At 65.3% G+C, this 23,404-nt stretch carries 20 protein-coding genes; 7 read left to right on the top strand and 13 right to left on the bottom strand.

Annotated elements, in window-relative coordinates; translation table 11 throughout:
- Window positions 1-8 precede the first annotated feature (8 nt).
- From ACRYLO_RS03905 to ACRYLO_RS03890, 4 genes are all read right to left on the bottom strand, one after another.
- Window positions 9-3,035, bottom strand: a complete 3,027-nt coding sequence (locus ACRYLO_RS03905) for a TonB-dependent receptor (protein WP_482658962.1) — start codon at window positions 3,033-3,035, stop codon at window positions 9-11.
- Between the two features lie 83 nt (window positions 3,036-3,118).
- On the bottom strand, window positions 3,119-4,072 hold the full coding sequence (locus tag ACRYLO_RS03900; protein ID WP_482658961.1) for a FecR family protein: 954 nt from the start codon (window positions 4,070-4,072) through the stop codon (window positions 3,119-3,121).
- Window positions 4,065-4,640, bottom strand: a complete 576-nt coding sequence (locus ACRYLO_RS03895; RefSeq protein WP_482658960.1) for an RNA polymerase sigma factor — start codon at window positions 4,638-4,640, stop codon at window positions 4,065-4,067. Before ACRYLO_RS03895 ends, ACRYLO_RS03900 begins: the two co-directional genes overlap by 8 nt.
- A gap of 159 nt (window positions 4,641-4,799) precedes the next feature.
- Window positions 4,800-5,081 carry a PqqD family protein gene (locus tag ACRYLO_RS03890; protein WP_482658959.1) on the bottom strand — a complete coding sequence of 94 codons (282 nt, stop codon included), beginning with the start codon at window positions 5,079-5,081 and terminating at the stop codon, window positions 4,800-4,802.
- Window positions 5,082-5,200: 119 nt separating this feature from the next.
- Between ACRYLO_RS03890 and ACRYLO_RS03885 the strand changes: the two genes are divergently transcribed.
- Window positions 5,201-6,139 carry an HPr kinase/phosphorylase gene (locus tag ACRYLO_RS03885; protein ID WP_482658958.1) on the top strand — a complete coding sequence of 313 codons (939 nt, stop codon included), beginning with the start codon at window positions 5,201-5,203 and terminating at the stop codon, window positions 6,137-6,139.
- On the opposite strand, the gene ACRYLO_RS03880 is transcribed toward ACRYLO_RS03885, so the two are convergent.
- The gene (locus ACRYLO_RS03880; RefSeq protein ID WP_482658957.1) at window positions 6,108-7,973 is read right to left on the bottom strand and encodes an asparagine synthase-related protein; all 1,866 of its coding nucleotides are present in this window, start codon (window positions 7,971-7,973) and stop codon (window positions 6,108-6,110) included. The genes ACRYLO_RS03885 and ACRYLO_RS03880 overlap by 32 nt on opposite strands.
- A 95-nt stretch (window positions 7,974-8,068) precedes the next feature.
- A complete protein-coding gene (locus ACRYLO_RS03875) occupies window positions 8,069-8,221 on the bottom strand; it encodes a hypothetical protein (protein ID WP_482658956.1) in 153 nt (50 codons plus the stop codon).
- Window positions 8,222-8,501: 280 nt separating this feature from the next.
- Between ACRYLO_RS03875 and ACRYLO_RS03870 the strand changes: the two genes are divergently transcribed.
- A complete protein-coding gene (locus ACRYLO_RS03870) occupies window positions 8,502-9,914 on the top strand; it encodes a sugar MFS transporter (RefSeq protein WP_482661666.1) in 1,413 nt (470 codons plus the stop codon).
- Window positions 9,915-10,104: 190 nt separating this feature from the next.
- Here ACRYLO_RS03870 and ACRYLO_RS03865 read toward each other — a convergent pair whose 3' ends face one another.
- The 3 genes from ACRYLO_RS03865 to ACRYLO_RS03855 all read right to left on the bottom strand — a co-directional run bounded on the left by ACRYLO_RS03865 (window position 10,105) and on the right by ACRYLO_RS03855 (window position 11,921).
- A complete protein-coding gene (locus tag ACRYLO_RS03865; protein ID WP_482658955.1) occupies window positions 10,105-10,410 on the bottom strand; it encodes a hypothetical protein in 306 nt (101 codons plus the stop codon).
- Between the two features lie 117 nt (window positions 10,411-10,527).
- Window positions 10,528-10,941 carry a hypothetical protein gene (locus ACRYLO_RS03860; RefSeq protein ID WP_482658954.1) on the bottom strand — a complete coding sequence of 138 codons (414 nt, stop codon included), beginning with the start codon at window positions 10,939-10,941 and terminating at the stop codon, window positions 10,528-10,530.
- A 161-nt stretch (window positions 10,942-11,102) separates the two neighbouring features.
- Window positions 11,103-11,921 (bottom strand): flagellin, encoded by an 819-nt coding sequence (locus ACRYLO_RS03855; RefSeq protein ID WP_482658953.1) that lies wholly within the window; start codon window positions 11,919-11,921, stop codon window positions 11,103-11,105.
- A gap of 307 nt (window positions 11,922-12,228) precedes the next feature.
- On the opposite strand from ACRYLO_RS03855, the gene ACRYLO_RS03850 reads away from it, so the two are divergent.
- Window positions 12,229-13,980 carry a methyl-accepting chemotaxis protein gene (locus ACRYLO_RS03850; protein WP_482658952.1) on the top strand — a complete coding sequence of 584 codons (1,752 nt, stop codon included), beginning with the start codon at window positions 12,229-12,231 and terminating at the stop codon, window positions 13,978-13,980.
- Window positions 13,981-14,140: 160 nt separating this feature from the next.
- Here ACRYLO_RS03850 and ACRYLO_RS03845 read toward each other — a convergent pair whose 3' ends face one another.
- Window positions 14,141-15,814 (bottom strand): amidohydrolase, encoded by a 1,674-nt coding sequence (locus tag ACRYLO_RS03845; protein ID WP_482658951.1) that lies wholly within the window; start codon window positions 15,812-15,814, stop codon window positions 14,141-14,143.
- Window positions 15,815-15,954: 140 nt separating this feature from the next.
- On the opposite strand from ACRYLO_RS03845, the gene ACRYLO_RS03840 reads away from it, so the two are divergent.
- Together ACRYLO_RS03840 and ACRYLO_RS03835 are read left to right on the top strand one after the other, a co-directional pair.
- Window positions 15,955-17,199, top strand: coding sequence for a threonine ammonia-lyase (locus ACRYLO_RS03840; protein ID WP_482658950.1), 1,245 nt, complete (start codon window positions 15,955-15,957; stop codon window positions 17,197-17,199).
- 282 nt (window positions 17,200-17,481) lie between these two features.
- Window positions 17,482-18,270 (top strand): arginyltransferase, encoded by a 789-nt coding sequence (locus ACRYLO_RS03835; protein WP_482658949.1) that lies wholly within the window; start codon window positions 17,482-17,484, stop codon window positions 18,268-18,270.
- Between the two features lie 2 nt (window positions 18,271-18,272).
- On the opposite strand, the gene ACRYLO_RS03830 is transcribed toward ACRYLO_RS03835, so the two are convergent.
- The 3 genes from ACRYLO_RS03830 to ACRYLO_RS03820 all read right to left on the bottom strand — a co-directional run bounded on the left by ACRYLO_RS03830 (window position 18,273) and on the right by ACRYLO_RS03820 (window position 21,640).
- Window positions 18,273-19,076 carry a transglutaminase family protein gene (locus ACRYLO_RS03830; RefSeq protein WP_482658948.1) on the bottom strand — a complete coding sequence of 268 codons (804 nt, stop codon included), beginning with the start codon at window positions 19,074-19,076 and terminating at the stop codon, window positions 18,273-18,275.
- Window positions 19,076-20,011, bottom strand: coding sequence for an alpha-E domain-containing protein (locus ACRYLO_RS03825; protein WP_482661665.1), 936 nt, complete (start codon window positions 20,009-20,011; stop codon window positions 19,076-19,078). The genes ACRYLO_RS03830 and ACRYLO_RS03825 overlap by 1 nt, the downstream gene beginning before the upstream one ends.
- A 156-nt stretch (window positions 20,012-20,167) precedes the next feature.
- Window positions 20,168-21,640, bottom strand: coding sequence for a circularly permuted type 2 ATP-grasp protein (locus ACRYLO_RS03820; protein ID WP_482658947.1), 1,473 nt, complete (start codon window positions 21,638-21,640; stop codon window positions 20,168-20,170).
- A gap of 246 nt (window positions 21,641-21,886) precedes the next feature.
- Here ACRYLO_RS03820 and ACRYLO_RS03815 point away from each other — a divergent pair, with 246 nt between their 5' ends.
- Window positions 21,887-22,396 (top strand): hypothetical protein, encoded by a 510-nt coding sequence (locus ACRYLO_RS03815; protein ID WP_482658946.1) that lies wholly within the window; start codon window positions 21,887-21,889, stop codon window positions 22,394-22,396.
- A gap of 217 nt (window positions 22,397-22,613) precedes the next feature.
- Complete coding sequence (locus ACRYLO_RS03810) at window positions 22,614-23,294, top strand: hypothetical protein (protein WP_482658945.1); 681 nt, start codon at window positions 22,614-22,616, stop codon at window positions 23,292-23,294.
- Window positions 23,295-23,404 lie beyond the last annotated feature (110 nt).

Genomic DNA, 23,404 nt, shown 5'->3' with positions numbered 1-23,404 from the left:
CCGCCGGTTTAAAAACGCAGGCGCGCACCGACAAACCACTGCGCTCCCGTGTGGGTGTATTCGCGGGTGAGGTCCTGCGTGCCGTCTCCGGTGCCATAGATGCGCTCGACCTCATCGGTGATGTTGATCCCTTCGACGGTCAGAGTAAGCTGCGGCGTGACATTGTAGAAGGCCGAGAAGTCGACATGGGTCGGCCCATATTTGCGCTCCTGGGCGTTGCCGCTGCTCCCCGGCTGGGACAGGAGATAGTCGTCACGCTTGTTCGCCGACAGCCGGGCGCCGAACTTCTTCGAGTCATAATAGACCGTCAGATTGTACGAATTGCGCGACAGTCCCGTCGAATCCCGGGCCGAGACATAGGTGTAGTTGGATGCCACGCCCAGGTTGCGCAGCGCGCCGGGGAGGAAGGTGAAGGGCTGATTATAGGTCAGCTCGATCCCCTTCACGCTGTTGCCGCCGTCCGCATTCACCGGGATCGTGAAGGTGTAGGGCACCAGCGCCGGGTCGGCATTGTAGGACGGGTCATATTGCGGGTCGGCATAGATGGCCGGCCAGAAGGCCGGGTCGACCATCTGCGTCACCACCCGCGTCGTCAGCGACGTCGTGATATCCTTGTTGAAGAAATTGACCGCCAGCAGGCCGCCCTTGCCGAAATACCATTCGAGGCCCGCGTCGATGTCGTTCGACTGATAGGGCTTGAGGTCCGGGTTGCCGAGATTGCCGACCGTGCGCGTGGTATAGCCGAACACCGGTCCGGCGATGTTGAGCGTGCTGAGGCCGGGCCGGGTCATGCTGCGCGCATAGGCGAAGCGCGCGACCAGCTTGTCGGTGATGTCCAGCGCCAGGTTCATCGACGGCAGATAGTTTTCGTAGCTGCGCGTCACCTCAACCGGCTGGCCAGCGATCGTCGCACGCGAACTGAGGTTGGTCTTGACGTAGCGCAGACCGGTATTGGCGCGTAGCTGCATGCCGCCCAGGTCGAAGCTGCCATTGAGCTCGACATAGCCCGCCAGCGTCTCCTCACCCACTTCCCAGCCGGCACCGACATTGGTGGTGTAACCGCCCGGGATCAGCCCGCTGCTGGCGATCTTGTCGAAATCGATCACCGCAAAACGGTTCAGCCCGATGCCTTCGAACCCCTGACCGAAATTCGGATAGGGAAAGTCGCGCATATAGGTCGAGGGATTGAAGTTGACATTGGCCCCCGCCCCTTCGCCATAGCGGACCTTGCGGTCGTTATAGGCAAAGCCGGTCTTGGCAGAGAAACCGTTGTCATCGGCATAGGTCAGGCCGAGCTTGCCGGTGAAGTTTTCCTTCAGCACCGTGTTGATCCGGTTCGCCGCGGTCAGCGCATCGATGTAATTGCTGAACACATTGGGATCATAGGACCCGAAGTCGACCTCAGGCACATACGGATTGGTGCGATAGTCATAGGAAAAGGCGTGCGGCACCGAACGCGCATAGAAGCGCAATTCCGTGCGATCGGCGTCATCGCTGGCCTTCCCCAGCAGGCCTTCGACTTTCACCCGGTCCGAGATATTGTAGGTGCTCGACAGCACGAACTGCTTGAATTCGGACGTCGATTGCTGGTGGCGGCTTTCGTACCAGGAGGTGACGTCGTTGAACCGCGCCGCGATCAGCTGCCGACCATCCGGCGCGATCGTGAAGGCCACCGGGGTCTGGCCGACAAAGCCGCCGGCCGGGCCGTGGGTCAGCAGCCACTCCATCGAATTGTAGCTGTACCGGTCATTGTCCAGCCGCGAATAAAGCGCGTCGAACGTCACCAGCAGCTTGTCGGTGGGGCGGAATTGCAGCGACGCGGTCAGACCCAGCCGCTGCTGGTCATTGCCGAAAAAGTCCGCGCGCGGCAGACGCGGTGCCCACAGGCAATCGAGCGGGTCGGCCGCACCGCACGCCCGCGGCGTTCCGGTGACGGTCGGGTTGGTGTCGGCCCAGGAGTCGCCGTTGACATAGGGGCTGATCCACAGAACGCTCGAATACCCCTCCTGATAGACAGTGCGCTGCGAATAGGCGGCCGACAGGAGCACGCCGATCGTATCGTCGGCAAAGGTGTTGCTGACCACCGCCGCGACGCGCGGATCGACCTTGCGGGTCAGCGAGTTATAGCCGCCCTGCCCCGACACGAAGACGTTGAAGCCGGGATTGTCGAGCGGTTTCGAGGTATAGAGATCGACGGTGCCGGCGATGCCGCCCTCTTCGATCGAGGCGGTCTGGGTCTTCTGGATGTCGATCCGGTTGAACAATTCGGACGCAAAGACGTGGAAGTCGAATGCGCGACCGGCGTTCACGGTGAAGCCGCCGGAATCCAGTCCGTCGCTGCTGGCGGGTACCTCCATCCCGTTCAGCGTCGTCCGGGTGAAGTCCGGCGCAAAGCCGCGCAGCGTGATGTTGCGACCCTCGCCGCCCTCGCGCGAGATGGCGACGCCCGGCAAACGCTGGATCGATTCCGCAAGGTTGAGGTCGGGGAGCTTGGCGATGTCCTCCGCCATGATGCTCTCGATCGTGTTGACCGCGCGCCGCTTATTCTCCTGCGCGTTTTGCAGCGACTGGCGAAAACCGGTGACCACGATTTCTTCGCCCGGCCCGGTGTCTTCAGCTGCAGTGGCTGCGGCCTCCTGCTGCGCCGGGGCCGCCGGGGCGCTATCGGCGGTGCCCAGCGATGCCGCAGTCGTAGCCGCCGGGGCGACGGCTGCCTGCGTGCTCGCCGGGCGGCGCTTCACCACCATCGCACCGCCGATATCCACCGCGACCAGGTCGGTCCCGGCGAGCAGCTGACGCAGCGCGGTGGCGACATGCATCGTGCCCTTGACGCGATTGACCTTCAGCCCGTCGACGATCGCCTTGGGGGCAAGGATCTGAATGCCGGCCTGACGCGCGAATTGGGGAATGCCGGTTTGGGCCGACTGCGCCGGCACGTCGAACCGGCGAATCTGTGCCGCCGCTTCGGCGGGCGCAACCGCCAGCACCGCAACCGTCGCCACACTGGACATCAGAATATGATTCATCGTGCGCATTCGCACTCCTCCCCCAAGCTTCCGCGCTCGCCTTGTGCGATGCTGCGATCAAGGGGGAAGAGCGGCGGTAGTCCGCTTTTCCGTCACTTGGAGGCGTTTTTATTTCGCGACAGGCTGATTTCGTTCGGCGTGACGGTGACTTCGGCGTCCAGCGTCGCCTCCAGCGTCCTGGCAAAGCCGACCGGGTTGTTGAGCTGGAACAGCCCGACCAGCCGTTCCCGCCCGAGCGCCGGATCGCGCACGACGAGCTGTTGCTGATTGTACCGGTTGAACGCGGCCACTGCCTCGTCGAGCGTTTCGCCCTCCAGCGCGATTTCCCCTTCGCGCCAGGCGAGCGAGCGCTCAATGGCGCTCGGGGCATTGCCGGTCACCGGCGCGGTCCCGTCACTGCGAAAGGCCGCAAACTCGCCGGCATCGAGGATGCTGACCGCGCCGCTGGCATCCGATGCCCAGATCGCAACCCGGCCCTCGGTCACCGCAATGCGCACGCCCGCGCTGGTCCTTTTGACCGAAAAGGCCGTGCCAACCGCCTGTACCTTGGCAATCCCCGCATCGACGATGAACGGGCGTTGCCGGTCCTTGGCCACCTGAAACCACACCTGGCCGCGCGCCAGGTCGATGCGGCGTGCGTCCTTGGCCAAGGCGATGCGCAATTCGCTTTCGGCATCGATCGCCGCGATCGATCCATCGGCGAGCGGCATGCGCCGGATTTCACCTGGGCCGGTCGCCACGTGATCAGCCGCCGTGCCGCGCAAACCGAACACCACCGTTAGTGCGGCGGCGGCGGCGATGCTGCCGGCTCCGGCCAGGAACCAGCGGCGGCTGCGCGGTGCGGCAGGCGTTGCCTCCTCGGCAATGACGGCGGGTTCCGGCGCGATGGCGCGATCGATGCTGCTCAGCGCGGCCTGCGCCCGCAACAGCGCCCCGGCATGGTGCGGATGCGCCGCCAGCCATGCCTCGAGCGCCACGCGCTCGTCGGCCGAGAGCGGATGGCGCAGCGCCCAGCGCGCGGCTTCGGTTTCCATCGCCTCACGCATTGCGGCGCTTCCCCCGCGCAAGACTGGGTTCGGCCCCGGCATCCGGATCGGTCAGCAGGCGCAGAATGGCGCGCAGGCTGCGGCTGGCGTCGTTCTCGACGACCGCTTCCGACACGCCCATCGTCTGCGCGATCTCGCGCTGCGACATGCCCTCAAGGCGGCGCATGATGAAGATGGCGCGCGCGCGCTCGCTCAATGTCGCCAGCGCGGCCTGTACCCGCCCCAGTTCGCTGCGCGCCATGACGACATCTTCCGGCGAGGGGTCGTCGGAGCTCCACTCCATGTCCAGCTCGGCCAGTGCTTCAAGCCGGACCACGCGTGCTGCCTTCAGCTGATTCTGCAACAGGTTGCGCGCCACCGCATAGAGATAGGCGCGCGGCTGGGTTATGTGCGCCACATCGTGCAGGCGGGCGATGCGGCAATAGCATTCCTGCACGATATCCTCGACATCGCTTGGCGATGCGACACGCCGCCGCAGCCAGGATCGCAGGTCGCGTTCCAGGGGAAGGATCTCGCGACCGACCCATTCAGCTAGCTCCTCGCGCGTGGTGATACCTTCTCCCCCCATGCGCATAAGAGCCGCATTGGCGGTGTTTCCGTCAAGCGGGCGGAAATTTAGTTGGGTCGCACCGCTGCCGAGCGGCACGGAAGCGTTTCGGGACGAACGGTCACGGGATAGAGCCCGTCAGCTTGCACACGGCAAATGAAGTGCTTGGTCCCGTTCCAACTAGCCCTCGCGGCGCTCGATCATCTTGTGCGCCTCCAGATAGTTGAGGAAGGCCAATGTATCGGTTTCGACCGTTTCCAGCGGCGCCTGATAGGCACCGGCAAGTGCGGCACACAGGTCACGCACCCGGACGGGTTGGTCCAGCCGTTCCCAAATCGCGCGGCTGGTGACCTTCACGGTGTAATATTGACCGGTCTCGATGCTCATCAGGACGGATTCGTCACCGACGCTGGCGTCGAGGACCGTGTCGCTGCGCACGATAACCGTCTCAAGATCGACCATGATTGTGCTACCCTTTCTCGATGCGGTCCTCCTATAAGGCGGTTGCGCGGCGGTGAACATCACCAAGGCCGTGCGCCCCTGAGCCGTCCGCTGCGGGGCGGGGCGGCAGACCGGATGCAATGAACGATTACACGCTTTTCGGCTGGCGCGTGCAGAGCACATTACCGCTCCCGGAGCTTCGCCCATGGCGCGGCGATGATCGGCTGCCGGACCTGACCATCGCGGTCGGCGCGGTGCCGCCGCTTGATCCGACCCTGCCGGCCCAGACGCCGGGTGTGCAGGTCCAGTCGCAGGGGCTGCGCGTGGCCATACCGCAGGTCGCCGATTATTTGATCGCGGCGGGCCGCCATGTCACCATCGCGCCGCTGCTGCCGCGGGACGCGCCCTTGATCCGGGTGTTCCTGCTGGGGACGGTGCTCGCCCTGATCTGCTTTCAGCGCGGGCTGGTTCCGCTGCACGCCAGTGCGGTCAATATCGGTGGCCGGGCGCTGCTGATCTCGGGCGCGTCGGGCGCAGGAAAATCCACGCTGGCTGCGGCATTTTCGGCGCAGGGGTACCGGTTGCTTGGCGACGATCTGTGCGCGCTTCAACTGGACGAAGGGCAGCCGCTGCGCATTCTGTCGGCCTTTCCGCGCGTCAAGCTATGGGACGATTCGGCGTGCCAACTGCGGGTTTCGACCGATGACCTCGATCGCAGCAGGGAGGGGCTGGAGAAGTTCAACCTTCCGCTCCCCGAAGCACGGTTTCAGCCGGACGCCCTGCCCCCGGCACAGATTGTCTTTCTGAAGACCGAGCGGGATGGCCAGGTGGCCGCGCCGCACCCGCTGGTCGGCGTCGCAGCGATGCGCCGACATGATCTGGTCCATCGGTGGAAGCTGGGCGCAGCACTGGGCTATCAACCGTTGATCTTCAAGGCGATGGCGCGACTGGCGGACAGGGTTCCGATGGTCGAGGTGAGCCGCAGCGCAGATCTTTCCGACCTGCCCGCGCTCGTTGATCGCATCCGCGCGCTGGCGGAGCGTCCGGTCAGTGATTGCCCCGCTCGCTCCAGCGAATGAACCGGCCGGTCTGAACGGCTCGCGGCAGCAGCGTCGCCAGTTCGAACCGGCGAGCTTCGGCGGCGGCGGCATCCTGAGGCCAAGTGTCGAGCAGCTGCTTGAGACGCGGGAGATCCAGCATCTCGGCGGCGAGCGGCACATGGGCGAGCCGTTCGATCTCCGCAGCAAAACTCTCACGCTGGGCACCGATGCGCGCGAACCACTCGGGGTTCTGCCGTCCGAATCCGCGCTCAGCGAGCAATGCGTCGGGCAGGCGATCGGCCAGCACCCGGCGCGCCAGGCTGCGCTGCACACCGCCCAACAGATATTGGTCGCGCGGGATCGCCAGGCAGAATTCGGCAAGATCGGGATCGGCCAACGGGTCGCGCAGCTCCAATCCATAATAGGCGCGCACGGTGCGAACGGTTTCGAGCGTCCGGACACGCTGCGCGTTCAGGTGATGCGCGATCAGCTTACGGCTGTCGGTTCCGTAGAAATAAAGGCCGTCATCGCCTTCTGCCGCAAGCGCCGCATCCAGCCCCACCTCTGCGGCGAATTCCGATCGGATCGCGGCAAATTTGGTAGAGGGCGCTACGTCCCCATGCCGCCAGCGCCACAGCGCCGCGCGCAACTTGGTCGGGAGCGCCGGGATCAGCACCTCTCCCTTGAGTGTGCCCCACAGCGTATTCTGTCGATACCGCGCCACCTGGGGGAGTAATCGGGCAAGCTTGTCGAAGCGGCCCGTGCGGGCAAGGTCGGCCAGCCCGCGCAGACCGGTATAGCTCAGCGTCAGATTGCCGGACTGGCCGGTCAACAAAACGCTGTGCCCGTTGCGCTGCGCGGCGCGATAGGCCGGTTCGAACCAACCGATATGATTGATGTTGATCACGGGCCGCCCCCCGGCAACGAAAAAGGGGGTGGGATCGGACTCGATCGCTGCGGGATCGTCGGAGTGGCAGTAATGCGGGTGGAGATTGGGATGGCGCGCCGCAAGCGCATCGACCTTGGGGCGCTCACGATCATACCACCCACGCCGCGCGGCGAGCGTCTGGCCCGGCGGGGGTTCGACCGTGTAGCTATGCAGAGGGCTCGGCGCGAGCATGCGCGCTGCCGAGGCAGCTACCGCTGCACTGTCGAGTCCTCCGGACAGTGTCAGCCCCGGCGTATCGGCTGCGCGCAAACTGCGCCGAACCGCCTGATCGAGCAGCGCGCGCGCAGCCTCGACATAATCCTCCGATGATTTCAGCTTCACGCGACGGCGCGGGTCGAGCCGCCAAAAGGTTCGTTCCTGCACGCCCTTTTCATTGGCGATGACATGGACCCCGGGCGCAACGAGCCGGATGTCCTTGTACACCGTGTTGGCAGGGTCGCCGACCGTCGTCGTGAAGTGCCGCGCCAGCTGCAACGGATCGAGTTGCTGTGGAACGCCCGGAAACTGATGCAGCGCACCAAGGGTCGTTGCGAACCAAATCCCGGTCGGCCGCGCGCACCAATAGACCGGCCGCATCGCCATCGGTGCCACGAACAGATGCAGGCATCGGACATGCGGGTCCCAAAGGGCGCAGGCAAAGTCGCCCTGCAAGCGGTGCAGCGCGTCGAACCCGTACCGGTCAAGCCACGCCGCAACCACTTCGGAATCCGGCGTTCGCGGGCGCAGGCGGAGATCGGCAATCAAAGCGGCAGGATCGAACAGATATCCGTCGAACAGCACAACGCGGCCCGCCGGATCTGCGATCGGTTGGCGCTCGGTGCGATCTTCGGTGGTAACGATACGCTGGGCAAGCGCGAGAGCCGCGATATCGTCCCGCCACACGCGCGGCTTCGGGAGGCCCGCCCCCAAAAAAGGCGCACCCACACGGGCCCGATCCTGCGCCGTCAGTGCTTCCGTTCTATACGCAAGATGTCCACGAAATTCGCTCATGCGTTACCGCAGCGAGCCGGCACCCGAATTCAAGACTGGGTAAAGGTGCCCAGACTATCGTCGCCCGGCGGAAGGTTGCCGAACTGGGTCAATTCGGAGATCGAGAAGGTCTCGATCGACTGAAGCGGCGCGACCCACTGAACCGGCTGACCTTCTTCGCGATCGAAGCGCTGCGTTTCCATGCCAACTTCCCCCAGTTATTTCAGACGCGACGCACCCCCCACCGTGGGGGCCGCCAATCTGCTTCCTCGATATCGTCGCGAGGCGGGGATCGCAACCAAAAGCGGCGGCGGCGCCGCTCTGACGCCGCCGTGTATCGGCCTTGTCCCTGCACCGGGCGCGAAACCCGAACCATGGTCGCATCGACACACTTTCCCCTCGCCTTTCGCGCGAGCGGCGTTAAACATCGCGACAGCTGACAACGTTATCAGGAGAGGGGCCTTGGCCGCACCCGTCACGAACATGAGCTCGACCGACCCGAATTCGGGCGATCCGGGCGCGCAAGGGGTGAACGCCCCGGACCTTCAGGTCTTTGTCTTCGCATTGTTTTTCATCTTTGGGGGCATCACGTCGCTCAACGACGTGCTTATCCCGAAGCTGAAGGAGCTGTTCACGCTCAACTACACTCAGGCGATGCTGATCCAGTTCTGCTTTTTCACCGCCTATCTGGTAATCGGTATTCCGGGCGCGCAGCTGGTTAAGAAGCTCGGCTATATGCGCGGCGCTGTGGCGGGCCTCGTCACGATGATCGTCGGCTGCCTGCTCTTCATTCCTGCGGCGCAGACTGCGACCTACGCCCTGTTCCTGGGCGCGCTGTTCGTGCTGGCGAGTGGCGTGGTGATCGTTCAGGTCGTCGCCAACCCGCTGATCTCGCTGCTCGGCAAGCCGGAGACCGCGCATAGCCGCCTGACCTTTGCCCAGGCGTTCAACTCGTTCGGCACCTGGGTCTTCCCGCTCGTCGGCGCGGCGCTCATTCTTGGAAGCATTGCAGGTGTGGATGTCACCACGCTCGCCGGCGCCGAGCTCGCAGCCTATCGCTCGGCCGAGAGCCAGGTCATCGTCAACGGATATCTGGGTATCGCCGCCGCGCTGGCAGTCGTCGCAGCAGCCGTCTGGCTGTTCCGCAATCGCCTGCCTCACCGCTCGGACAGCATGGGTGACAAAGAATTCGTCCGCCCGTCGCGCTACGCAATCGGGCTCGCCGTTTTCATTGCGGGCGCGGTGGTTGCGACCATGCTGCACGCTGTGGCGGGCCTAATCCTGATCATGCTTGCACCGGTGGTTTGGCTTTATGGCAATGATCTGCTGGCTCGGCCCCGTTTCAGCTTCGGTGCACTGTGCATCTTCCTATATGTCGGCGCGGAGGTGTCGATCGGCTCCTTCATAATCAACTATCTGGCTCTCGACCGGGTACTCGCGCAGCCTGAGGCGGCGGTTGCGAAGATGATCGGGCTCTATTGGGGCGGTGCGATGATCGGGCGACTGATCGGCTCGGGGCTGATGCGCTTCGTTGCTCCAGGCAAGCTGCTCACGGGCGTCGCCATCGGTGCAGTTGCGCTGATCGTCATCTCGGCGAACACCAGCGGGGCGGTCGCTGCCTATTCACTGCTCGCAATCGGCCTGATGAACTCGATCATGTTCCCAACGATCTTCGCGCTCGCGTCGGAGCGGCTGGGCAGCCGGGCGGCGGACGGTTCGGGGATCATCAATATCGCGATTTTTGGCGGCGCGGTCATCCCGCTGGCGACGGGCGCGATTGCCGACTCGACGGGCAGTCTCGCAATCGCCTTTGCGCTGCCGGCGCTGTGCTACGCCATCATCGCGGGCTTCGGCTATTATGCCCGGCGCCCCTATGATGGCCCGGTGGCGGGATAAGGATTTGCGGTGCCGGCCCGCTCCCCCGCCCGGCCACCCGCGCCAGCATTCTATGGGTGGCCGGGTGGGGGAGCGGGCCGGCACCGCAGCCTAATGAAAAACGTCGAAGGGGCCGGCGTGAGGGATCGCGCCGGCCCCTTCTTCGGGGGATCTTGTGCGGGGCGTGCCACCGGCGCGCCCCTGTTTCATGTCAGGCTGCAATCGCGTCCTGGCTGGGCAGGCCGGGCATGGCATCGACCCAATAGTCATCGACCGAGCAGCCCGGCACCAGCGCGGGCGCACAGAGCAACGCGACGCAATCGGCGAGCTGCGGCGCTTCGACCGGGCCGATCGTTTCCTCGACCAGCTCTTCGCAGCCGCCTGGTGCAGCGAGCAGGCGTTCGCGCGCGGCGTGCCACAGCCGATCGGCATCCGTGAGGGTCAGCGTAACGCTCACCCGGAATTCGGGCTGCGGACCCATCCCCCATACGCGACGGTCGGGGTCGTTCTTCAGCATTTGCGTTTCCCGCGGGTCCATCATGCTCGTTCCCTGTTTTCGAGCGTAGTATCCTGATCCCAGATGCCGGTTGCGGGGCCGGAACGAAATACTGCGCGATTACCTATTGTAAAACTACTAGGCAGCCTCCGCTGCAGCGGAGAGGCCGCCCAGCGCCCGGGCGTGCGCCCCCACGATGCACAATTCGGCATAGAGCCGGTCCCACATGGTCGCGGGGATCGTCAGCAGCGCGTCGTCGAGCAAATGGCGGCGCACCTCGATCCGCACGATCGGGTCATGCGAGAGGCTGAAGGTCGCAGCCAGCGGACCGAGCGAGGTCTCGTCGGCGAGCTGCTGGCGCCCAGCAAGCCGCGCGGCGACCAGATAGCCGCACAGCAGGTCCGCGCCGTGCACGTCGAGCCGCACATCGGCGTCGAGATCGGGCCGGCCTAGCCGGATCGCAGGACCGCGCGTGCCGGCCTCAATCGTCACCCGCAGCCGCAGGCCGGTGGCGTCGATAATCTCTCGGATGCGGGGGGCACTGGTTACCATGCCATTGTTATAGAAGCCGCAACAGCGGCACGGGTGCCCGGAATGAGAATTTCATCGCAAATCCGTGCGATAGACGTCGTCGGGACCGCGGCCGTGCCGAGACAAAAAAACGGGCCGGAACGCTTTCGCGTCCCGACCCGCCTTTGTCAGGGAAGTTTTTATTAACGGAACAGCGAGGTGATCGTCTGCGGCGCCTGGTTGGCAATCGACAGTGCCTGAACGCCCAGCTGCTGCTTGACCTGCAGCGCCTGAAGCTTGGCCGATTCCTTCGCCAGGTCGGCGTCGACAAGGTTGCCGATGCCGCTCTCGATCACGTCCGACAGCTTGCTGACGAACGACTGCTGGCCCTCGATCTTACGCGAGGCAGCGCCCAGGGTGCTCATCTTGGTGTTGATGGCAGTGGCCTGGGTTTCGAGAGTGCCCACCATCGTCTCCGCCGTAGCGGCGTCGGTGAAGGTGGTGCCGATCGCGGTCACGACCGCAGTGAAGTCCTGGTTCGCCACGTCGAGCGTAGCAGCCGCCATATCGGTCGACTGAAGCGCGCTCACCGTGCCGCTCGCTGCCTTCAGCAGGTTGGTGCCATTGAATTCGCTGGATTCAATGACGGTTTCGATTTGCTGCTTGAGCCCATCGAAATCCTTCCCGAGCGACGTGCGGCTGGCCGTGTCCAGACCTGCGTCCGAAGCTTCGATCGCCTTGGCCTTCATCTGGTTGACGAGGTCGGAGATCTGCTCGGCACCGGCCACCGCGACGTCAACCGTGCTCTTTGCACGGCTGAGCGACGAGCCGACCGACTTCAGGCCGCCCAGATCGCCGCGAAGCGTCTGTGCGACCGCGAAAGCGGCCGAATCGTCCTTGGTCGACGCGACGTTCATGCCGGTGTTGATGCGGCTCTGGGTCGTGGCGAGGGACTTGTTGGTCTGATTCAGGCTCTGGAGAGCCGCCATCGCGCCAGTGTTCGTGTTAACCGAAAAACCCATGATCATATTCCTTCTGGAAAAATTGGCCGCTTCTGCAGCCAGGTCCTTAGACGCAGGCCCAGCGACGGGCTGCACAGCGCATCCCGCCTTTCAATTTTGGGAGGTCGGAGCATGATCCGGTCGCGGCCGGGCAATATTGATGGTTAGCAGCGCGTTAAGCAGCGACACTGCGGTTTCCAGCGCGTCACGCACACGCGATTCTAGAGCGCTGCACGACCGGACGGGCTGAGGCGAGCCTATATTGGCCTGAAGAACGGGCGTGCATCGACGCGCCCACCCTTTTGCGACAATCAAAGGCACGACACCGATGCAGAACTGGCCGATCTGGCGCAAGCTCGCCGCCTCCTTTCTCCTTCTCCTCCTGACGTTCGGCGGTGTGAGCGCGCTGATCATCAACGCCATTGGCGGTCTGGAAAAGGCACAGACCGAAAAGGCGAATGCACATGCCGGGGCGCGGGCAACGCAGACCCTGCTCTATCTGACGCTCGAGCAGATGAATGCCGTGCGCGGTTTCACCATCCTGGGGCAGCCGGCCTTTTACGAAACCTATGTCGAAAATCGCGACAAGGTGACCGAGGCGGTCGATGAGATCCGCAGCGTATCGCAGGGGCATGATTTTGGCGGACTGATCGACGAATACGCCGCAGCGACCGCCGAATGGCAGAAGGACAAGCTGGAGCCGACCATCGCGCTGGCCCGCAATCCGGCAACGCGCGCCGAGGCGCAGGAACTGGCCGGCAAGAAACAGCTCAGCCGGATCCGCGACGCGATCAAGGCGCTGGACGCGGCGCAAAAGAGCCGTGTCGTGGCTGCGGACGCCGAGGAATCAAGCCTGCGCGCTGCGGTCCGCTGGACGCTGGGCCTGGGCATCGCGATCATGTTGGCGCTGTCGGGTGGGCTGGCGTTTCTGCTCAACCGTTCGATCGCCAAACCGGTGGCCGACATGGTCGGCAAGATGGCGCGGCTGGCTGCGGGTGACCATGCGGTCGAGGCGCAGACGGGCGACCGTCGCGACGAAATTGGCGACATGGGCCGCGCGCTCCACGTCTTCCGCGACGCAGCGATCGCCAAGGAGGCCGCCGAGGTCGCCAAGCGCGCGAACGAGGCCGAGCAGAAAAAGATTGTCGACCTGTTGAGCAGTGCACTCAAGCGCCTGTCGGCCGGCGATGTCTCGCACAGCATCGATGCCAATGTGGCGCCAGCATATCAGGGGCTGCGCGACGATTATAACTCGGCTGTCGCCGGGCTGCGCAACCTGGTCCATGCCGTCAGCCAGAGCGTCGAGGCAATCCGCACCGGCACCAGCGAAATTGCCAGCGCGACCAACGATCTGGCACGCCGGACCGAGAGCAATGCGGCGTCGATCGAGGAGACCGCAGCCGCCGTTACGCAGATCGACGGCAGCGTGCGGGCAAGCGCGACCGCTGCGGGCGACACCGTGACGCGCGCCGACCGCGCGCATGGTGCGGTTGTGTCGGGCCGGGCGGTGGCCGAAGAGGCGATGCAGGCGATGACCCGGGTGTCCGACAGCGCCAAGGGCATCGACGATGTCATCGAAGGCCTGGACAAGATCGCGTTCCAGACCCGCGTGCTCGCGATGAACGCTGCGGTCGAGGCGGGCCGTGCGGGTGAAGCCGGCCGCGGTTTCGCGGTCGTTGCCGACCTCGTCTCCGCGCTCGCAATGCGTGCAGAAGAAGAATCGAAACAGGCGCGCGAGCAGCTGACCGCAACCCAGGTCGATATCGAAGGCGCGGTCCAGGCGGTGCGCCGCGTCGACTCCGCGCTGGTCGGCATCGCCACCGACGTGGCAGAGGTCAACAGCCTGCTCGACACAGTCGCAGAAGGCAGCCGGTCGCAAGCGACGGCGATCAGCGAAGTGTCCGGCGCGATCCAGTCGCTCGACAGCGCGACCCAGCAGAATGCGGCGATGGTCGAACAAACCTCCGCCGCGGCGCAGACGCTGAGCACCGAAGCCGATCGTCTTGCCGAACATGCCAGCGCATTTCAGCCTGGCACCGGCGGCCGCCGCGCAAGCGCAGCGTTGCACATGGCCGCCTGACGCTCTCCCGCTTCGCGCTGCCTTCCCGGAGTGCGAACGGCCCGCCCGCCGGACCCCACCCACTCCCTCGCGGTGGCGGTCCGGCCGGGCGGGCCGAATGCGTTTTGGCTGCGGTTGAGCGGCGTTGGCGCGCGCCGGTGCCGCCTAACCGAAAACGACCCTAACGCCCGCCCGAAGCGTCACTGCCCGGTCGGCGATAGACTTGCTCGCCGCCGACCCAGGTTTCGATCACCACGGTCGCGCGCAGTTCGCTCGACGACGCAAGCAGCGGGTCGCGGTCAATGACGATGAAATCAGCGCGCATGCCGGGTGCCAGATGCCCGAATTTCGTCTCGGCAAAGCCGGCATAGGCACCGTCCAGGGTGAAGGCGCGCCAGCTGCGCTCACGCGTGAGCGCTTCTTCCGGCCGCCAGCCGCCGAACGGCTGCCCCTGCCCGTCCTGCCGGGTGAAGCCGGTTGCCCAGCCCTCGAACGGATTGGGACTTTCGACCGGATAGTCCGAGCCAAAGGCAATGCGCGCGCCGCTATCCAGCATCGACTTCCACGCATAGGCACCCGCCAGCCGCGCCGCGCCGACGCGTGCTTCCGCCATAGTGCGGTCGCTGCTCTGGTGCACCGGCTGCATCGACGCAATCACCCCGAGCTTGGCGAAGCGCGACAGGTCGGCCGGATCGATGACCTGAGCATGCTCGATCCGCCAGCGGCGATCGCCCTTATAGGTGTCGCTGACCTCTGCGATCGCGTCGAGAACCTGCTGGTTCGCGCGGTCCCCGATCGCGTGGATCGCGAACTGAAACCCGTCCATCGCGCCGCGGACGAGCAGGTTCGAGAGCTGGGCATCGGTCAGGAACGGCAGGCCGCGATTGCCCGGTGCATCGCTATAGGGGGCCTTGAGCCACGCCCCGCGCGAGCCGAGCGCGCCATCGGTATAGAGCTTGATGCCGCCCATGCGCAGCTTGTCGCCATACAGCCACGGTGTCGGGCCGCTGCCGCCGACGCGCAGCGCGGTCTCGACGCCGTCCGAATAGGACATGATCCGCATCCGCAACAGGCCCATGTCGCCCATGCGGCGATAGGTCAGCCAGTCATCGACGCTGGTGCCCATGTCCGCGCTGGCTGTGACGCCCATCGACAACAGGATGTCCTGCGCCTTGACGAAGGCGGCGTTGCGGTCGCGCGGTGTGGGCTGGGGCAGCACCTTTTCGATCAATTCCATCGCCGCATCGACGAACACCCCGCCAGGCTTGCCTGCGACCAGCTCGATCCGGCCGCCCGCCGGCGATTTGGTCGCTGCGGTGATCCCCGCCGCCTTCAGCGCAGCGCTGTTCGCCCAGCCGGCATGGCCGTCAGCGCGGATCAGCCAGGTCGGGACGTCGCCGGTCGCCGCATCCAGCTCCGCCGCAGTGGGAAAGCGGCCAAGGCCCCAGACTTCCTGATTCCAGCCGCCACCGGTGATCCAGCGGCGGGTGGGATTGTCGGCAGCGTAGCGGCGGATCGCCGCCTGCGCGTCCGCCAGCGACCGGGTCGCCGACAGGTCGAGCGCGAGGGCGCGAAAACCGAGATTCATCACATGGCCATGCGCATCGACCATGCCGGGGATGACGACACGGCCCTTCAGATCGGCGCGCCAGTCCGGGCGCTCGGGCCGCTTTTCGCCACGCTTGAGCAGCTTCACCACCTTGCCGTCGGGCGACATCACGATTCCGGTGAAGCGGACGACTTCGCCCTTCTCGTCCAGCGTGATACCATCGACATTATCGACCAGAGCGTCGGCCAGAGCAGGAACCGGAAGCAACAGCGCGGCGATCAAGGCAAATGAAACGGGAAGGCGCACAAGGGTCTCCGAAAGCGGTGGTCGGGCGTAAACCTGACCTTGACGGGACTTTCGAATAGGCGGTGTTCCCCCATCGCGCCAGATGGTCTAGGGCCGCGCCACCGGCCCGGCGGCGTTTCCGGGATTGCGAAAGATCCACGATGGCAACTCAGGCTGCGCCCACCCCGACTCCCCTCCCCCTCGCCCTGGCCGATGTGCAGATGGCGGCGGAGCGGATTGGTGGGGCGATCGTGCGCACGCCGACCTTGCACAGCAAGACGCTGTCCGACCTGACCGGCGCGACCGTGTATCTGAAGTTCGAGAACCTTCAGTTCACCGCCGCCTACAAGGAGCGCGGTGCGCTCAACACGCTGCTGCAGCTCGACGCGGCGGCGCGGGCGAAGGGCGTGATCGCGGCGTCGGCGGGCAACCATGCACAGGGCCTGGCCTATCACGGCAACCGTCTTGGCATTCCGGTGACGATCGTGATGCCCAAGCCGACCCCGACCGTGAAGGTGACCCAGACGGAGGGTCATGGCGCGAGCGTGATCCTGGAAGGCGAGACGTTCGACGAAGCCTATGCCCATGCCCGCCAGCTCGAGGCGAAGAACGGCTATACCTTCGTCCACCCGTTCGACGATCCGCGGATCATGGCGGGTCAGGGCACCGTCGCGCTGGAGATGCTGGCCGATGCGCCCGACATCGACACGCTGATCGTGCCGATCGGCGGCGGCGGGCTGGTGTCGGGCATGGCGACCGTCGCCAAGGCCGCCGACCGCGCGATCGAGGTGGTAGGCGTCGAAGCGGAGCTGTTCCCGTCGATGTACAACCGCGTCAAGGGCACCGACCTGGCCATTGGCGGCGACACACTCGCCGAGGGTATCGCGGTCAGGGAACCCGGCACGATCACCGCGCAGGTGATCGAGGCGCTGGTCGACGACATCGTGCTGGTCAGCGAGCGCAAGCTGGAGGAATCGGTCAGCCTGTTGCTGCAGATCGAAAAGACGGTGGTCGAGGGCGCGGGTGCCGCGGGCCTCGCGGCGTTGCTGTCCAATCAGGAGCGGTTTGCGGGTCGGACGATCGGCATCGTGCTGTGCGGCGGCAATATCGACACGCGGCTGCTCGCCAATGTGTTGCTGCGCGACCTTGCCCGCTCGGGCCGCCTCGCCCGGCTGCGCATTCGGTTGCAGGATCGCCCCGGCGCGCTGTTCCATGTCAGCCGCATCTTCCACGAACAGGGCGTCAACATCATCGAGGTGTATCACCAGCGCGTGTTCACCTCGCTCCCCGCCAAGGGCCTGATCACCGATATCGAGTGCGAGACCCGCGATGGCGCGCATCTCGACCGGCTGATGGCCGCGCTGCGTGCGGCGGGCTATTCGGTGAGCATGGTCGAGCTGGACTGACTGGCCGTCGGGCAGAGCCCAAATTGATTGAGCCCAAGCTTATCCACAGCTGAGGGACGAAGCGAATCTGGCGCGCGACGAACCGAGTCGCCGTGCCCTCCTCACCGAATCACCACTGCGGTATGATTACGGCGTAACGCGCCTTGCTGTCGCGCAATCCCGAAAAATGACTGATCCGGCGTTAACCCATTTTCATGGTAAATCGCCTTTTCATCGTGATTCCGTCGCTTCATAAGGGTCGTGTTCGAGGCGTAACGCTTGGGTTTGAAAGGGGCGAACGGGGTGACGGCACTGACGCGCTTTCCACGGTTTTTCGTGACCAGCCCCTCGGCGTGCCCTTATCTGCCGGGGCGGCAGGAGCGGAAGATCTTCACCGAGCTGAACGGCCCGCATGCCGGCGAACTCAACGACGCACTCGGCCGCATCGGGTTTCGCCGCAGCCAGTCGGTCGCCTATCGACCAAGCTGTGTCGGGTGCAACGCCTGCCTGTCGGTCCGCGTCGTCAATGACGAGTTCCGCCCCAACGCAACTCAGCGCAAGCTGATCCGTCGCCATTCGGACCTGTCGGTCACCGCGTGCCGCCCCTGGGCGACCGAGGAGCAATATGCGCTGTTGCGCCGCTACCTTTCGGCGCGGCATCCGGGCGGGGGCATGACGATGATGGACGAGACCGACTATGCCGACATGGTCGAGCAGTCACCGGTCAGCACCTATGTCATCGAATATCGCGAGCCCGAGGAACTGGGCGGCGCACTGGTCGGGGCGTGCATCACCGATCAACAGGCCGATGGGTTGTCGATGATCTACAGCTTCTTTGCCGCCGACCATCCCGAGCGGCAGGGCCTCGGCAATTTGATCATCATGGACCATATCGTCCGCGCCCGCAGTGCTGGCCTGCCCTATGTTTATCTCGGCTATTGGGTGAAGGGCAGCGATCGGATGGCGTACAAGACGCGCTATCGCCCGATGGAAGTGCTCGGCCCCAATGGCTGGTCGCGGATGCCGGACGATGCCGATGCTACGGTGACAGAGGCAGCGCCCCAGCCGGTCAAGCTGCGCGCTTTCGCCTAAGATCAGGCGTCGCCGGTCATCCGTTCGACCTGCAGCTCTACCGACAGTTCTTCGACACCTTCGCCCTGGCGGATGCCGGCGATCGGGGCCGCGCCGTTGAAATCGAGCGCGGTGGCGACGCGGACATAGTTGGCGTCGGGGCATGCGCCTGCCGAGGGATCGAAGCCGATCCAGCCCAGCCCCTCGACCCATGCCTCGGCCCAGCCATGCGGCGGACAGGTCCCTTGCCCGCAGTTGCGATAGCCCGAGACATAGCGCGCCGGGAGGCCGAGCGCTGAGGCTCCGGCGATGAAGATATGGGAAAGGTCGCGGGCGTTGGGCTCACCGGCAAACGCCTCTGCAGCCGTCGCGCCGCTGTCGGGGAGGTCGGCGGCATCGGGGAAGCGGCCGGCGAGCGCGAGGTTCCAGCGGTGCAGTCGGTCGAGCGTGTCCCCCGCCCCCGCTGCGTCGCGCGCCAGAGCGGCCAGATCGGCACCAGGGGCAGTGCGCGGGGTGGTGCGGTTGAACAGCGCGGGCGGCAGCGGCTCGTTGCTGCCGCGGACCAGCCCATCCGCCTCGGTCGTCAGCACCTGTCCCGCCACGGTAATCTCGATCCGGTCGATCGGACCTTCGGCATAGAGCATCGTGACGCGATTGCCGAAGCCGTCGATCGCCTCACGCAGCCGGACGTCGCAATCGACATCAATGCGCCAGCCCACCACGGTCTGGTCATGCGTATCGCCCGGAGTCAGGCGCAATGTCTGGACCAGCCGCTGCTGCGGGCTGCTGAAGCGGTAGCGGGTCTGGTGGTCGATCGCGAGGCGCATCAAATAAACCTGAACTGGCGCGCGATCGCGGCGTCGAGCAGCGCGTTTTCGCGGATGAAGGCCTGAAGATATTCGTGCAGGCCGCTGACGATCACTTCATGGGCGCGGGTTTTCTGCATGCGGGCGATGCGCGCGCGGGCCATGCGGTCTGCCTCCCCCTGCAACCCGGTGCGCTTGGCGAGGGCATTCAACTGTTCCACGACCTCCTCGACGCATCCGGCAAGGCTGCGGGGCAGTTCTGAGCGGGTGATGAGCAGGTCGATGACGTTCGATGGCCGCAGCCCGTCGCTGTACAGCCAGCGATAGGCGGTGACCGCCGAGACCGTCTGAAGGATCGTGGTCCACTGGTCGCGATCGACCAGGCCCCCGATCCGCTCGCCCTCTGGCAGCAGCAGATGATATTTGACGTCGAGCAGACGCGCGGTGTTGTCCGCCCGCTCGATCGCGGCGCCAAGCTGGATCAGCATCGTCGCCTCATTATCCATCATGCGGTGGATCGCGCCTTCGAACCCGCGCGCTTCGGCCATGACGCCTTCGATCAGCGAGAGCGTCGTGGTCGTACCGCCTGGGCTGACGCGCCTGGCGAAGAGCAGCCAGAGGCGGTTGATTGCGGTCCAGGCTTCGCGGGTGAGCGAGGTGCGCACCGCACGGGCATTGTTGCGCGCCTGTTCGAGGCAGCGGACGATCGAACCGGAATGGCTCATGTCGAGGGTCAGGAAATGCGCCACCGGCTGCTGGCTGATCGTCTGGTGCGCGGCGGCATAGGCTTCTTCGGTATAGGTGACGCTGAGCGCGCTGGCCCAGGCCGCCTCCCCCGCCGGGCGGGCGGACAGCGCGTCGAGCCGGACCGTCGCTTCGACCAGCCGGGCGATGAAGTCGGCGCGCTCGACATAGCGGCCGAGCCAGTAGAGCGACGCCGCAGTGCGGGAGAGCATCCGCATCTTAAAATCCTCCCCGGCACGGGGAGGTGGCAGCGCGTAGCGCTGACGGAGGGGGCCCTCCTTGAAGCGACGCGCTTGCCTCGGGCCCCCTCCACCACCGCTTCGCGGCGGTCCCCCTCCCCGTTCCGGGGAGGATTTTGAGCGCGCCCATCACGACACCACCTGCGTCTGTTCCTGTCCCTGTACTGGCCGGTCGGGTAGCAGCACGAAACTGTCCTTGGTCCCGCCGCCCTGGCTGGAATTGACGACCAGCGACCCTTCCTTGAGCGCGACGCGGGTCAGGCCGCCGGGGACGACGCGGACGCCGTCGGAGCCGGTGAGGACGAACGGGCGGAAGTCGACATGGCGCGGGGCGAGGCCGGTTTCGGTGACGGTCGGCACGGTCGAGAGCGCCAGGGTCGGCTGCGCGATGTAGCGATGCGGCTCGGCGATCAGCGCGGCACGGAACGCCTCGATCTCCTTCTTGCTCGCGGTCGGGCCGACCAGCATGCCATAGCCGCCCGAGCCATCGACCAGCTTCACGACCAACTGGTCGAGATGGTCGAGCGTGTATTTCAGCGCATCGGGTTCGCGACAGCGCCAGGTTTCGACATTGGGCAGCTTCGCCTCGCCGCCCGAGTAGAATTTCACGATCTCTGGCATGTAGCTGTAGATCGCCTTGTCATCGGCGATGCCGTTGCCCGGTGCGTTGACCAGCGCGACATTGCCGGCGCGATAGGCGGCCATGATGCCGGGGACGCCGAGCAGCGAATCCGGGCGGAACACCAGCGGATCGAGGAAATCATCGTCGATCCGGCGATAGATGACATCGACGCGCACCCGCCCGGCGATGGTCTGCATATAGACGATGTCGTCATCGACCAGCAGGTCGGCGGGTTCGACCAGTTCCACGCCCATCGTGTCGGCGAGGAAGCTGTGTTCGTAATAGGCCGAGTTGAAATGGCCTGGGGTCAGGACGACCGCGACGGGACTTGCGCTGCGCCGCTCCGGCGCGACCGAGTAGAGCGTTTCGCGCAGCATGTCGCTGTAGCTGTCGACCGCGGCGACGCGGAAGCTGCGGAACAATTCGGGGCAGAGGCGGATCATCGCTTCGCGATTTTCGAGCATGTAGGACACGCCCGACGGGGTGCGGGCATTATCCTCGAGGACATAGAATTCGTCGGGCCCGGTGCGGACCAGATCGATGCCGCAGATATGCGCCCAGATGTCGTGCGGCGGACGAATGCCGGCGACTTCGGGGCGGAATTGCGGATTGGACAGCACCAGTTCGGGCGGCAGCACGCCTTCGCTCAGGATGCGGCGCTCGCCGTAAATGTCCTGGAGGAAGGCGTTGATCGCCTCGACCCGCTGCACCAGCCCTTCGGACAGGCGGGTCCATTCGTCGTGCATGAAGATGCGCGGCACGATGTCGAACGGGATGATGCGTTCGCTGGCATCGGTGTCGCCATAGACGGCGAAGGTGATGCCGAGCTGGCGGAAGGTCGCTTCGGCCGATTGCTGGCGGCGGTGGAGTTCGGCGTGGGGAGTGTCTGCCATCCAGCGCGCGAGTTCGTTGAATTGTGGTCGCGGCTTTGCCGGCCCACCATGACCCCAGATCTCGTCGAACGCGCGGCTTACCCCCATCAGGCCTCCAAAGTCCCGAACCCCGTTACGGTTCCATGCTGCAACGCTTTGTTGCGTCGCACAAGGGGGTGTGGGGGTGTCCGACGAAGCTGACGATCATGGGGGTGTTTTGGGGTGAAGCGACTGGGACGGGACGGGTTCGGGACTGAGAGGCGACTGCGACGCGACACTGGCGCGACAGGTGCGCGACTTTGGCGCGACTGGGGTGTCAGGCGAGGCGGAGTGCTGGGGCGAAGGGTCGACGGCATGGGTGGAACAGATCAGGAATTTTCCAACTTGTATCCAACAAAATGCGGAAAGGCAGGCTTGTTGGGGATAGCAAGCCTGCACCGACTTCTTACGGACATCAGCGCGGATCATTATACGCCGCGAGCAACCCCGGGAGGTGACGTCGTGACGATATTGAGTGCTCTGCTGCTGGTGATCCCCGCCGCCGCGCAAGCCGATGCGCGAGCGGTGACCATCGATGACGTGCGTCGCCAGCCCCATGCCATTCAAGGTCAGTTGCTGCGGATTTGCGGTGAGGTTTCGAAGGATGGCACCGTCATCTACTCGGATACGATCTATCCGATCCATGGGCGCGTCGGCGTCAAGCTGCGCGGCTATTCCGGAAGGGGACGCGATCAGTGCGTTACCGGTCGCTTGCTGCGCGTGGACGGTCGCTCCGCGGCGGAGACGCAAACTATTTTGGTAACGGATGCGGCGGTCCATCCGGACTATGTGCTTGTGGCAAGTGAAGCCGACCACGCCCACTGACGCCAGCGCCTGAAAGAAGAAGAGGAAGAAGACCCTCCCCAACCCCTCCCGCAAGCGGGAGGGGCTAAAGAGAATCGGGTTGCGGCCGATCGGGTTGGTGCGTGATGCCGCCTATTTCTCGCACCGATTTCGTCACTTGCACCAATCCGGCGTGCGCGACACAGTGCGCCGGAGTCGGGCGACCTGCTGGGCCGCTCGTTCTGTGGGGGGAATGCAGATGTGGTTTTTCAGGTTACCGCCGCTCGTCTATCTCGTGCTGGCGCCGTTGGGCATTGCACTGGCCGTTTATCTTTACATCGACGATCGCCAGAGCGAGGCTGACAAGGCCGCGGCACGTGCCGGCAAGCCGCCTGCGCTGGTGCAGATCGAAAAGTTCGATCCTGCGCGCAACACCGGCGCAGCGCAGGAAGTCAATGTGATCGGGCAGGTCGATTTCCGGCAGGCGATGGAGCTGACGCGCAGCAAGCGCGGGGTCGAGCGTGATCGCTGGGTGATGGCGCCGGTCTATGCGACCACCGCCACCAAGCCGGAGGGTCCGGCGATCGGCCTGATGATGCAGCATGGCTCGATTGCCGATGCGCAGATCGAGGGGATGGTCGTCGCCGAGGGCGCGTTCGGCCCGATCCTGCGCCTGAACGGCATTGCCGTCGACCGGTCGTCGGAGGCCAAGGCGGTGGAAGAAATGGGCACGCGCGTGTCGCTGTCGCCCACCGCTCTGCTGGTCGACCCGTTCGAGGCGGGACGCGCAGCGGGACTGGCGCCGAGCAATTCGGGGCGTGATGTGGCGCTGGGTGCGCTGATCGTCTCGCTGCTGGTCGGAGCCTTTGGCGCGTTCCGCTTCTTTAGCGAGCGCAACCGCGATCAGTTGCCGGACGCGGAGCCTGAGCCGATCGTTTGAGCGGCGGGCGGCTGAGGCGCGCGGCGGAATAGGAAGAAGAAGAAGACCCTCCCCAACCCCTCCCGCAAGCGGGAGGGGCTAAGAAGGTTGCGGGAGGGCGGCGCGTTCAT

It is taken from the genome of Sphingomonas sp. SDUR79, from assembly GCF_056821745.1.
Note: the sequence above shows the minus strand (reverse complement) of the source record. Positions and strands in the feature narration are given on the sequence as shown.